Source organism: Eubacterium sp. AM46-8 (genome assembly GCF_003466705.1).
Taxonomy (GTDB): Bacteria; Bacillota; Clostridia; order Lachnospirales; family Lachnospiraceae; genus Lachnospira.
Map to the genome: position 1 here is coordinate 11,102 of NZ_QSEU01000014.1, position 12,998 is coordinate 24,099.

The following is a 12,998-nucleotide window of genomic DNA, read 5'->3' on the forward strand; positions in this document are numbered from 1 at the left end:
TGAGCAAATCTGACATTGATTTGGAAAGGATAGGGAATGACTGAGAGAAGAAAAGCACTTATTACAGGTGCAAGCAGGGGAATAGGAAGGGCTATATGCGTTAAGCTTGCAAGTGAAGGAACAGATATTGTATTCAGTTACCGTTCAGGTGATGAGGCTGCCAGTGAAACAGTTAATTTATGCAGAGAGTATGGAATTGAAATCCATGCAATTAAGGCAGATGTGAGTGATTCAGAGGAATGTGAGCGTTTAATTAAGGAAGCTGTGGATTTACTTGGCGGAAGAATTGATATTCTTGTTAATAATGCAGGAATTACTAAGGACAATCTTATTGGACGTATGAAGGATGAGGATTTCGATGCAGTTATAGATGTGAATCTAAAGGGTACATTTTATATGATGCGTGGTGTCTCAAGACTTATGTTAAGACAGAGAGCAGGAAGAATTATTAATATGAGTTCTGTTGTAGGTGTCATGGGTAATGCAGGGCAGGTTAATTATTCTGCAAGTAAAGCAGGCGTTATTGGTATGACGAAGTCGCTTGCAAGAGAGCTTGCGTCAAGACATATTACTGTAAATGCGGTTGCACCGGGAATGATTGAAACTGATATGACTGGAGCAATGTCAGACGCTGTTAAAGAAAAAGTGGTGGAGAATATACCTTTTAAAGAGATGGGAAAGCCGGAAGATATTGCAGAAACAGTAGCATTTCTTGCAGGTGACGGAGCACGATACATAACCGGACAGGTACTTTGTGTAGACGGAGGAATGGCAATATGAGAAGAGTTGTAATAACAGGTATGGGAGCAGTTACTCCTGTCGGAAACAATGTTAATGATATGTGGGAAGCTGTAAAAGCTGGTAAATGTGGTATTGGAAAGATAACACATTTTAATACAGAAAACAGTGCAGTTAAGCTTGCCGGTGAAGTAAAAGGCTTTGACCCAGAGAGTATTGTCGATAAAGCAGAATTAAGGAAGATGGACGATTTCACGATATATGCACTTGCAGCTGCAGATGAAGCAGTGAAAGATTCAGCTATAGATTTTGGCAAAGAAGACACATTAAGGTGTGGTGTTATATTATCAAGTGGAATTGGTGGACTTACAACTATACAGAGAGAATGCTTAAGAGGCGAAAGTAAAGGATATGACAGAGTTTCGCCACATTTTGTGCCAATGTCGATAACTAACATGGCGGCAGGACATGTTGCAATCAGATTCGGACTACATGGAATGTGTACATGTGTTGTTACTGCATGTGCCAGTGGAACTAATGCTGTTGGAGATGCATTAAGACAGATCAGAGATGGATATCAGGATGTGATTGTGTGCGGAGGTGCAGAAAGCTGTATAACTGATTTTGGAATTGGTGGTTTTACATCAATGCACGCATTAAGCAAAGCAGAAGATGTAAACAGGGCTTCTATTCCGTTTGATAAAGAAAGAAGCGGATTTGTTATGGGTGAAGGAGCAGGTGTGCTGATTCTTGAAGAGTATGAACATGCACTGAAAAGAGGCGCTAAGATATATTGTGAAATTGCAGGATATGGCTCAACATGTGATGCAAACCATGTTACAGCTCCTCTCGAAGACGGAAGCATGGCGGCACAGGCGATGACTGAGGCTGTTAAGGATGCAGGAATAAAACCAGAGAATATTGATTATATTAATGCACATGGAACCAGTACAAAGCTTAATGATAAGGGTGAGACTAACGCGATAAAGAAGGCATTTGGAGAACATGCGTACAAGCTTGCGGTAAGCTCGACAAAGTCAATGACAGGACATATGTTAGGTGCGAGTGGTGCTGTTGAGGCAATTATATCGGCGCTTGCTGTAAAGAATGATATAATTCCGCCAACCATTAATTATCAGGTGCCGGATGATGACTGTGATCTTGATATCGTTCCAAATAAGGCAAGAGAGTCAAGAGTTGATTATGCAATGTCTAATTCACTTGGCTTTGGTGGACATAATGCATCCATCGTGCTTAGAAAGGTGGTGTAATGATGCAGCTTAATTCAGATGAAATACAGCAGATTCTGCCGCACAGATATCCATTTTTATTAGTAGACAGGATAACAGAGTGTGAGCCGGGAAAGAAGGCTTGTGGTATTAAATGTGTATCTGCCAATGAAATGCATTTTGTAGGACATTTTCCACAGAAGAAGGTGATGCCGGGAGTACTTATTATTGAGGCACTGGCGCAGACAGGAGCAGTCGCTTTGTTGTCGGAAGAAAAGAACAAGGGACATATAGCACTTTTTGCAGGAATTAAAAATGCTAAGTTTAAGGCTCAGGTAACACCTGGGGATGTGCTTTCCTTGTCATGCGAGATTATAGCAAGAAAAGGTCCTGTTGGCGTAGGAAAGGCAGAAGCTTATGTTGACGGAAAACTTGCAGTGTCAGCGGAACTTACATTTGCAATAGAATAGAGCTATTGTTATAATAATAAACAATTAAAAAAGCTTTGGAGGTAAAGTAAGGTGCTGCAGGATTCATTTAGTAAGGTATATACGAAGTTTAAGATGCATTTTTATCAGAAAATGTTTGAAAAGCTACAGGAGAGGGAGACATCTCTTACAACTGTAGAAACTTTCTGCATGGAGATAATATATGCACTTGATAAACCTACTGTGGCACAGTTTGCTGATATGGCAAATATATCATCTCCTAACGCGGCGTATAAGATTAATAACCTTGTTAAGAAGGGATACTTAAAGAAAGTACAGTCTGAGGAAGACAAGAGAGAGTATCATCTCGAGGTAACACAGAAGTATATAGATTATTATAATATCAGCAATACATATCTTAAGACTGTAATGGGCAGGATTGAGGACAGATTTTCTAAAGAAGAGTTAGAGACAATGGAACGTATGCTTAATGTAATAAGTGCAGAGCTTATGCCAGAGATAAAGTATTAGATTTTTACTTGACTTTGCTATTAACATGTTATATATTTCAAAAGATGAAATATATAACATGTTTTTTGCGTGTATGAAAAGGAGGATAAGAGAGCTATGGATTTAGCACTTATTACCGCGAAGCAGGTATTTGAATTATTCATACTTATATTGTGTGGAGTTGTTATCGGAAAGATTAAGATGGTTAATGAAGAGGGCAAGGGTATGCTTTCTAACCTTCTTATATATTTTGTTGTTCCATTTATGATTATTAATTCTTACATGTCAGGATATAATGCCGAGATTCTTGAGAATATGGGCAGAATGCTTTTTTACAGCATACTTACTATATGCATAGGAATGGCTTTATCGATTGGCATAACATTTTTGATGAAAAAGGAAGTGCGCGGCATTATAAGATTTGCAACTACATTTTCTAATGCGGCTTATATGGGATTTCCACTTATTCAGGCAATGTATGGTTCAGAAGGCGTACTGTATGCGAGCGTATATGTTACTGTATTCAATATTCTTTTATGGACTGTCGGAATTGTGTATGTTTCAGAGAGTATGAGTTTCAAGGAACTTTTAAAGAAGATTGTTACATGCCCACCAATTATATCGGTTGCGGTCGGTCTTGTCATATTCCTTGCAAGAATTCCGGTTGCGGATGTTCTTAAGGATACATTTAATGTTGTCGGCGGCATGAATACTCCGCTGTCTATGATAATAACAGGAATTACTATTTCACAGTTCCCGTTATTGAGTATCTTAAAGGATAAAAGAGTGTATTTTACGGTTATTCTCAGGATGTTTATTATACCGGTAATCTGTACTATAGTTATGTATCTGATACATGCCCGTGGAATGGTTGCTGTTATTACAATTATACTTGAGGCATGCCCGTGTGCGGCTATTACAACACTTTTCGCAATTAAGTTCGGGCATGACCAGAAGCTGGCGGTTGGTGCAGTTACTTTGTCTACATTGATTAGCATAATTACGCTTCCTTGTCTTGCATTGCTTGCAGGAGAGATTATAATGTAATAAAAAGCATTATCAGGGGGAATAATGAGCGGAGGCAATGCAGATAAAAGAAGATTAAATAGAATAGAAGTGATAACATCAGTTACAGCAGTTGTTGTGCTGTATGTAATACTTGAAAGTTTCGGGGTTACATGCCCTATAAAATACATAACGGGAATATCGTGTGCAGGCTGCGGAATGTCGAGAGCATGGATAGCTTTACTGCATTTTAATATACATGAAGCGTTCATGTATCATCCACTGTTTTTCCTGCCGCCAGTTGTTGTGATAGTTATGCTTCTTAAATCTAAAATAAATATTAAATTTTATAAAATTTTTATGTTTACAATGGCAGGTGCATTTGTTATAGTTTACTTGTATAGAATGTTTATTGGAGATGGCAATGTAGTGGTTTTTGAACCACAGAACAATATTGTATTCCGAATCATTCGCAAACTAAACTTATAAGGGGGAGGGAAATATTATGTTTTGTACAAAATGTGGAAAACAGATTCCAGATTCAACTAAGTTCTGCCCATATTGTGGAGCAAATTGTTCACCAGAGCAGGATATTGCTGGTCAGGCAGGTCAGGTATTCAATAAGGTTGAGAAAGAGTTAGGAAGTGCTTTTGATGAAGTAAAGCAGAGTTTCAATGGGAACAGCAATAACCAGAATTATAATCAGGGTTACAATGCTAATCAGAATTACAGCAATGGTTATAATAATGGCACAATCCCACCATACTCAGGTACAAGATTAAAGGATGACAGAGGTCTTGCTTCATACATAATTCTTTCAATTATCACATGTGGAATATACAGCTATTATTTCATTTACAAGATGGCACATGATGTTAATATTGCATGTGATGGAGATGGAGAGAATACATCAGGGCTTGTTGCATTTGTTCTTTTATCACTCATAACATGTGGTATATATGCATGGTTCTGGTACTATAATCTTGGTAACAGACTTGCAGCTAACGGACCTCGTTATGGACTTTCAATCCAGGAGAATGGTACAACTGTTCTTTTATGGCAGATATTTGGTGCTTTTATCTGTGGAATTGGACCATTTGTTGCAATGCATATTCTTATCAAGAATTCTAATAAGATATGTAATGCTTACAACAGAGCACAAGGTTTAATGTAATCTGTTAATAATTAAAAAGATAATCCTGCTTTCAGGTGGTTTGGGCTGCCAGAGAGCAGGATTTTTTATTTCGCAATTGATAAAAGTTATAAAAGGTTATATAATAAATAAAAAGTTATAAAAACTTATATAAAGTTATAAAACAAACAAAAAGTTATAAAAGGTTATATAAACTTATATAGGAGGCTGCGCATGAATAATCCGTTTACATTATCATTTGGGAAAAAACCAGTGCAGTATATTTCGAGAATTGCACAGACAGAAAGAATAATTGGAGATTTTACAGCGGAAGAATCACCTAATCAGATATATATGATAACAGGAGTAAGAGGTTCAGGAAAAACTGTAATGATGACTAACATTGCGTCAGAGATACGGAAACGGTCAGATGAATGGATAGTAGTTGAACTTAATCCTAACCGTGATCTTTTACAGAGTCTGGCAGCAAAGATATATGCAATTCCAGAAATGCATGCAGTATTTGTTAAAGCAAAGCTTGACTTTTCAGTATTTGGACTGGGGGTAACAGTAGAGAATGCTGTTCCTGTTACTGATATTGAAAATGTTATTGAGATAATGCTTTCTCACATAAAACGTCTGGGGAAAAGGCTGCTTATAACAATTGATGAGGTTGTTAATTCAGAGAATATTAAAATATTTGCAAGTTCATTTCAGATATTTTTAAGAGAAGAATATCCTATATATCTTTTGATGACAGGATTGTATGAGAATATATATGATTTACAGAATGAAAAGTCACTTACATTTTTATACAGAGCACCTAAGATTATATTAGAGCCGCTTAATTATACAGCTATTAAAAGCCATTACATGAGAATATTTGATATTAATGATGAAATGGCTGACAAGATGACACTTCTTACAAGAGGATATCCATTTGCGTTTCAGGTGCTTGGATATCTTTATTGGGATAATAGAAAAGATCATACACTTGAAGATATTATGCCAGAGTATGACCAGTATTTAGATGAATATGTATACAGTAAGATATGGGCAGAGTTATCACCTAAAGATAAGGAAATACTTAGCGTTATATCTGAGAGCGGTTATCAGTCAGTAAAAGATATTCGTGAAAAGCTTGACATGAAACCGGAATTATTCTCTGTGTACCGTGACCGTTTAAAGCGAAAGGGCGTTATAGATACAAGACAGTATGGAAAAATAGCAATGGCACTGCCAAGATTTGAAGAATATGTAAAAAACAGATTATATTAATAACACCTTATTTCCTGAATTCCCTCGGAGAAACACCGTATTTTTCTTTGAATTTTCTGTTAAAGTAAGATATATTATCAAAACCACAATCTGAAGCCACTATAATAACCGGCTGGGTTGTGGTTTTTAATATTCTTGCAGCAATAATAAGCCGGTAGTCATTTAAGTAAGTGATAAAAGATGTTCCGGTGCAGTTCTTAAAAAACTTCATAAAATGCGACTGGCTGAAATGACACCACTGCGCAATCTCTTCAATGGATATTGCACGCGCGAAGTTCTTTTCAATATAATTAAGTACCAGTTTCAGCTTATCCATCTTATCATCAGACAAGTGTACAGGCATATCTGTATGCGTGTAAAAATGTGCATTAAGCTCAAAAAAGAAATTAAAAAGACATGCACGGATTTTCAGCCTGTACCCGTCAGGGAAATACTTGCATATATTATCAGCTTCATCAATATAATGAATTAAATCAGAATAGTGTGGCGCAGTTTTACTGATAACAGGAGGGCAATACCCCTTAAAGCCGGAAATTCCGTTAAAAAAGCTCACGGTATCATAATCACACTGCCTGCTAACAAGCATATCAAGATTAAAAAGAATATTTTCGTATTCGCATGAATCACTTTCGTTCTGGATGATAGAATGGATATGTCCAGGCATGACAACAACAATATCTCCAGCATTTACAACAGAATACTCAAGGTCAACGCTTACGATCATGCGTCCCTTCTTGATGTATATAAGCTCCATCTCATTATGCCAGTGAAGCGGAACTTCCGCAAAATCAAGCGGGATAGAGCATGGGTAAGTGTTATATAAAAAATCTGAATCAAAATGAGACTTGGTTTCTTTCAGTGGTCCGTAATCTGTTATATTCATAAGGTTCTCCTTAAATATGATAGAATAGTACAAGTTTATCCCATTATAAAGCAAGAGAATTTTTCCAGCAACCCTATAATAAAATATAAATACAAGAATGGAGGGCAACGATATGCTTAACACTATATGTTTGGAAGAATATGGAAAAGACTTGCACTTATGCAGCAACGAGGAGTGCTTCATGCACTTATGAAGCTGGTTGCACAAAAGGGACGTGATAGAATAGTGAAAGACAATGGCAGAAAGGTATACTACATTTCTGCAGAGTTCCTTATAGGAAAGCTTTTATCCAATAATCTTATTAACTTAGGAATTTATGATGAAGTTAAGGAAGAACTTACACAGGCAGGAAAGAATCTTTCAGATATTGAAGAACTGGAAGTAGAGCCGTCACTTGGTAATGGCGGACTTGGAAGACTTGCAGCATGCTTCCTTGATTCGATTGCTAACCTTGGTCTTAATGGTGACGGAATCGGACTTAATTATCATCTTGGACTTTTTAAGCAGGTGTTTGAGAATGGAAAGCAGAAGGAGGTGCCTAATCATGGATTGGTAAGGACAGCTGGCTTGTTCCGACAGATGTGACATACACTATCAATTTCGGTGAAATCAGTGTAGTTTCAAGAATGTATGATATCAATGTGTATGGAGAAAAGAGAACGAATAAGCTTCATCTGTTTGATGTGGAGACAGTTGATGAGAGCATCGTAAAAGGTGACAGCATAGACTTTGATAAGTCAGATATTGCCAAGAACCTTACACTGTTTCTTTATCCTGATGACAGTGACGAGCAGGGAAGGCTTCTTAGAATCTATCAGCAGTATTTCATGGTAAGCAATGGAGCAAGGCTTATATTAGATGAATGCAGGGACAAATGTATTAACACCGGAAAAACATTTAAGAATCTGTCAGATTTTGCGGTTATCCAGATTAACGATACACATCCGACAATGGTAATCCCGGAGCTTATAAGACTTCTTACAGAAAATGGAGATATAGATGGAAGTCCGATAACAATGGATGAAGCAATTGATATTGTATCAAAAAGCTGTGCGTATACTAATCACACAATCCTTGCCGAAGCCCTTGAAAAATGGCCTGTGGATTATCTTAACAGGGTTGTGCCACAGCTTATGCCGATTATAAAAGAACTTGACAGAAGAGTGCGCAGGAAGTACACAGATAAATCAGTGTATATAATTGACGATAATAATCTCGTTCACATGGCACACATCGATATTCATTATGGAATGAGCGTTAACGGAGTAGCAAAGCTTCATACTGAGATATTAGAGAATACAGAGCTTAATAATTTCTATAGGATATATCCAGAGAAGTTCAATAACAAAACTAACGGAATCACATTCAGAAGGTGGCTTATCCACTGTAATAACGGACTTGCGAAATACATTGAGACACTCATTGGAAGTGAATACAGACATGACGCAGAAAAGTTAAAAGACCTTTTAAAGTTTGCCGGTGATAAAAATGTTTACGATAATCTTCTTGAGATTAAGACAGACAACAAGAGAAATCTTGCAGAATACCTTAAGCAGACACAGGGAATAGAGATTAATCCACAGTCAATATACGATATACAGATAAAGCGACTGCATGAGTATAAAAGACAGCAGATGAACGCACTGTATATAATATATAAATATTTTGACATAAAGGCAGGCAATATTCCAAAGACTCCTGTTACAGTGATATTTGGCGCAAAGGCTGCACCTGCATACACAATTGCGAAGGATATAATTCATCTGATACTTACATTGAGTAAGGTTATTGAGGCCGATAAAGATGTAAGTCCTTACCTTAAGGTTGTGCTTGTCCAGAACTACAATGTAACACTGGCAGAGAAGCTGATTCCTGCATGTGATATATCAGAGCAGATATCACTTGCATCTAAAGAAGCATCAGGAACAGGCAACATGAAATTCATGCTCAATGGTGCTGTGACATTAGGAACAATGGATGGTGCTAATGTTGAGATTGCAGAGCTTGTAGGTAAAGATAATATATATACATTTGGCGCAACAAGTGATGAAGTTATTGCACATTATGAAAAATGTGACTATAACGCAAAGAAGCTTTATGAGACAGATGCTCTTATAAAAAAATGTGTAGATTTTATAATATCGGATGTTATGCTTCAGGCAGGTGATTCACATAGTCTTAACAGACTGTATAATGAGATTGTAGGAAAAGACTGGTTTATGGCATTGCTTGACTTACGAAGCTATATAGAAACCAAAGAAAAGGCTCTCACAGATTACGATGACAGATATGCGTGGGCTGAAAAAATGCTCGTTAATATTGCAAATGCCGGATTTTTCTCATCAGACAGAACAATTCAACAGTACAATGAAGATATATGGCATCTTTAATATAACTAAATAAGTTGATAATAACTGCCCCGGAAGCTATAATCATTATAAGAGCGAAAGTTCGTGAATGAGGAAGGTTTCGGGGTGGATTTATGTATAATATACTTATAGTTGATGATGAAAAGATTGAGAGAAGCGGAATAAGAATGCTTCTTAAGAGAATGGGAATTGAACTTGGAGTATTTGAGGCATGCAACGGAAAGCAGGCACTGGAATATCTGACATCTGATAAGAATACAGGAATAGGACATATAGATATACTGCTTACAGATGTTAAGATGCCGTTTATGGACGGAATAGAGCTTATTAAGAATGTGATGCACAACGACATCAGTTTAAAGACAATTATATTCTCAGGCTATAACGAGTTTGAGTATGCCAAGCTGGCAGTTAAATTAGGTGTTAAAGATTATATATTAAAGCCGGTTGATCCGTCAGAATTCAGTTCAACAATTACAGGAGTTATAACAGAGCTTGACGAGGAACACAAGAAGGATGAGGACTATAACAGGCAGGCTAACTTTATAAAACAGTACTACATGTATACGCTGCTCAACTCAGGTGATGCATCAGGAATACTTGATAATGGGGATTTTCTGGCAGGATACAACAGACTTGCACTTATAGAATTTAATACTGATTTCTTTGGAAAATATGATACAGGTGAAGATATATTTAAAGAGGTAACTGGAGAACTGGATTATCAGTATCTTAATCTTAACCCATTACAGTCAGTTATTATATTTTCTGATAAATCATTCACAGCAGATGGTAATATTGATAAGAACATTGAAGAAATATTTACAAATATTCATGACTATATATATAGAAAGACAGGACAGTTTATGTATATTGCTGTGTCAGGTTTATTCAATGATTATCATGAACTTCCACAGATAATGGATGCAGTTGATACACTGATGAATAATAAGTTTTATGAGACAGGAAGATACATTTTTTCTGATAATGTCAGTGAAGATACACCTGTGCTTGTACAGATTGATGACGATGCACTTATGAAGCAGATGAAGCAGGATATCAAGATGAAGGATATCACATTTTTAAGAATACATTTTGATGCACTGTGTAAGAAATACAGGGGGCAGTCGAACTTCTCACATATATACATCAAGTTCGTATTTTCCAATCTGTTAAAAGATTTCTATGACAATATTCCGGGTGCTGATGAGGCGGAATTTGGAAGGGAGATTGACAGACTGTATAAGTCAGAGGATTTCTCATGCATTATGGATATAGTGAATAACAATATTGATTTGTTGGAGAAGAGTTTTGGGAAAGAGCCGGCCACGTCACACCGGGAGATTGAGACCGTAAAGAATTATATACATAACCATTATGGTGAGGAGATTGGCGCACAGCAACTTGCGGATATGGTTTATCTTGCACCAAGCTATTTAAGTTCACTTTTTAAGAAGGAAACAGGACAGAATCTGAGCAAATATATTAAACAGTACAGAATGGAGAAGGCTAAGGAACTGCTTACTGGTACGAACATGAAGATTGTGAATATAAGTGAGCAGGTGGGTTATCCAAATGTTTCATATTTTGTACAGAGCTTCAGGGAGTACTTTGGTATAAGTCCTCAGAAATTCAGGGATCAGGGAGAATTGAGTTGAAAAAGATTAAGCAGAAAATCAATGATATAAGATTGCAGAACAAGCTTGTCATCATATATGTAGTGACCGGACTTATTCCCCTGATTGTGCTTTTTGTTTTTGCATACTGTCAGATGAGAAACATTCTTATGGACAGGGACTTAAAGAGCATCAAGGGGGCAATTGAACAGTCTGTTACAACGGTGGATGGGCAGATAGAGGTGTATGACAATTTGTCTAATTATATAACATTTAATGATACGCTGTCGGGAGTGCTTTCATACGATTACAAAAGCACATATGAGATGTATAACCAGATTGTCACTACATTTGACCCTATGCTTTCATCATTAAAGTATTTTCACAATGATATTAATAGAGTAACAATATATGTGGATAAAGCTATTAAACATGATACGACTATAGCTCCAATAGAAGAGATAAAAGACAGACCTTTTTATAATTCTGCTGTAGAAAGCACGAAGATACAGTGGTTTGTTGATGAAGACAGCAGGACGCTTGTTTCAGCACGAAAAATGTCAACACTTGACCAGCTAGGGATTCTTGGAATCATGTACATAGATGTTGATTATGACAGCATGATGAGTTCATTTACAGGTGGTCTTGAGCAGAACTGCGGAATGGTGGTGCTTGACGCTGATGGAAGAGTTATATGCAGCAGTGATACATTTGAAAATAATAACACCAGATACAGATTAAACAGTAAGAAACTGCTTTCACTAATCGATGGGGCAGAATGGGATAATGATACATGTGGAAATACAGAAGGTTACTCGGTAGTAAAGAAGGAAAGCTCTGTTACCGGATGGACAGTATATGTCTATGAACCGAGAAAACTTGTGCTCAGGTCAGCTAATTCAATGATTACAATGATTGTAGTTGCATTTGTGGTAGCAGTTGCAGGTGCCGCCGCAGCGAGTATATTTACAACGGGCTTCATTACAAGAAGAATTAATAAATTAAAAAACAGTATGGCAAAGGTTGAAAATGGAGACTTTGATGCGGTAATTAATACACAGGACAAAGATGAAATAGGTGACCTTATCCATAGCTTTAACAGCATGACAACCCAGATTAAGAATCTTATCACTCAGGTATATGAAGGACGTATAAGCCAGAAAGAATCAGAGATGCGTGCATTAAGGGCACAGATTAATCCACATTTCCTCTACAATTCATTGTCACTTATCAACTGGAAAGCGATAGAATATGAGCAGGAAGATATAAGTGAAATAACACTTGCATTGTCTAACTACTACCGTACATCGCTTAATAAGGGAAAGAATATACTAAGCTTTGAGCAGGAATTAAGCAACATGCAGTCGTATCTTAAGATTCAGCAGATAATGCATGACAACTCATTTGATGTGGTGATAAATGTATCAGAGGAAGTTATGCCATGCGAATCTTTAAACCTTATACTCCAGCCATTGGTAGAAAATGCAATAGACCATGGTATAGATCTGTTGACAGACAGGAAAGGCATAATAACCGTAGAGGCAAAGATGCAGACGGATGAAGAAGGTAAAAAGCTTGTATGTGTAACCGTGTCTGATAACGGTGTAGGAATGGACAAAGAAACTGCACAAAACTTCTTAACAGTCCAGTCAAAAGGGTATGGCGCAAGAAATGTTAACGACAGAATAAGACTTTATTACGGCGAAAGCTATCATCTGGAAGTGCAGAGCATACCTGATGAGGGAACAACAATAACAATAAAATTCCCTGCAAAACCATACAACACAAAAAACTGATATGTTTCTAAAAT

General features: G+C 37.0%; 11 protein-coding genes and 1 pseudogene. 11 read left to right on the top strand and 1 reads right to left on the bottom strand.

Features of this window, described 5'->3' with window-relative positions:
* Positions 1–36 precede the first annotated feature (36 nt).
* The 8 genes from fabG to DW963_RS09875 all read left to right on the top strand — a co-directional run bounded on the left by fabG (position 37) and on the right by DW963_RS09875 (position 6,320).
* Positions 37–780 (top strand): 3-oxoacyl-[acyl-carrier-protein] reductase, encoded by a 744-nt coding sequence (gene fabG, locus DW963_RS09840; protein WP_117915452.1) that lies wholly within the window; start codon positions 37–39, stop codon positions 778–780.
* Positions 777–2,009, top strand: coding sequence for a beta-ketoacyl-ACP synthase II (gene fabF, locus DW963_RS09845; RefSeq protein WP_117915454.1), 1,233 nt, complete (start codon positions 777–779; stop codon positions 2,007–2,009). Before fabG ends, fabF begins: the two co-directional genes overlap by 4 nt.
* Positions 2,010–2,011: 2 nt before the next feature.
* Complete coding sequence (fabZ, locus tag DW963_RS09850) at positions 2,012–2,437, top strand: 3-hydroxyacyl-ACP dehydratase FabZ (protein WP_055215868.1); 426 nt, start codon at positions 2,012–2,014, stop codon at positions 2,435–2,437.
* 51 nt (positions 2,438–2,488) lie between these two features.
* A complete protein-coding gene (locus tag DW963_RS09855; RefSeq protein WP_012739941.1) occupies positions 2,489–2,926 on the top strand; it encodes a MarR family winged helix-turn-helix transcriptional regulator in 438 nt (145 codons plus the stop codon).
* Positions 2,927–3,022: 96 nt separating this feature from the next.
* Positions 3,023–3,952 carry an AEC family transporter gene (locus DW963_RS09860; protein WP_286169297.1) on the top strand — a complete coding sequence of 310 codons (930 nt, stop codon included), beginning with the start codon at positions 3,023–3,025 and terminating at the stop codon, positions 3,950–3,952.
* Between the two features lie 24 nt (positions 3,953–3,976).
* Positions 3,977–4,399, top strand: coding sequence for a DUF2752 domain-containing protein (locus DW963_RS09865; protein ID WP_117915457.1), 423 nt, complete (start codon positions 3,977–3,979; stop codon positions 4,397–4,399).
* Between the two features lie 16 nt (positions 4,400–4,415).
* On the top strand, positions 4,416–5,084 hold the full coding sequence (locus tag DW963_RS09870; protein ID WP_055215871.1) for a DUF4234 domain-containing protein: 669 nt from the start codon (positions 4,416–4,418) through the stop codon (positions 5,082–5,084).
* Between the two features lie 192 nt (positions 5,085–5,276).
* Positions 5,277–6,320 carry a DUF8462 domain-containing protein gene (locus tag DW963_RS09875; RefSeq protein WP_117915459.1) on the top strand — a complete coding sequence of 348 codons (1,044 nt, stop codon included), beginning with the start codon at positions 5,277–5,279 and terminating at the stop codon, positions 6,318–6,320.
* Positions 6,321–6,327: 7 nt separating this feature from the next.
* Here the strand turns inward: DW963_RS09875 and DW963_RS13195 are convergent, their stop codons facing one another.
* Positions 6,328–7,203 carry a helix-turn-helix transcriptional regulator gene (locus DW963_RS13195; protein WP_158568696.1) on the bottom strand — a complete coding sequence of 292 codons (876 nt, stop codon included), beginning with the start codon at positions 7,201–7,203 and terminating at the stop codon, positions 6,328–6,330.
* Positions 7,204–7,300: 97 nt separating this feature from the next.
* Between DW963_RS13195 and DW963_RS09885 the strand changes: the two are divergent.
* The 3 genes and pseudogenes from DW963_RS09885 (at position 7,301) to DW963_RS09895 (ending at position 12,984) form a co-directional block, all read left to right on the top strand.
* Positions 7,301–9,593: pseudogene (locus tag DW963_RS09885) on the top strand (glycogen/starch/alpha-glucan phosphorylase).
* A 92-nt stretch (positions 9,594–9,685) separates the two neighbouring features.
* Entirely contained in the window at positions 9,686–11,230 is a 1,545-nt protein-coding gene (locus tag DW963_RS09890; protein WP_117915461.1) for a response regulator transcription factor, read from the top strand.
* On the top strand, positions 11,227–12,984 hold the full coding sequence (locus DW963_RS09895) for a sensor histidine kinase (RefSeq protein ID WP_117915463.1): 1,758 nt from the start codon (positions 11,227–11,229) through the stop codon (positions 12,982–12,984). The genes DW963_RS09890 and DW963_RS09895 overlap by 4 nt, the downstream gene beginning before the upstream one ends.
* The last annotated feature ends 14 nt before the right edge of the window (positions 12,985–12,998 follow it).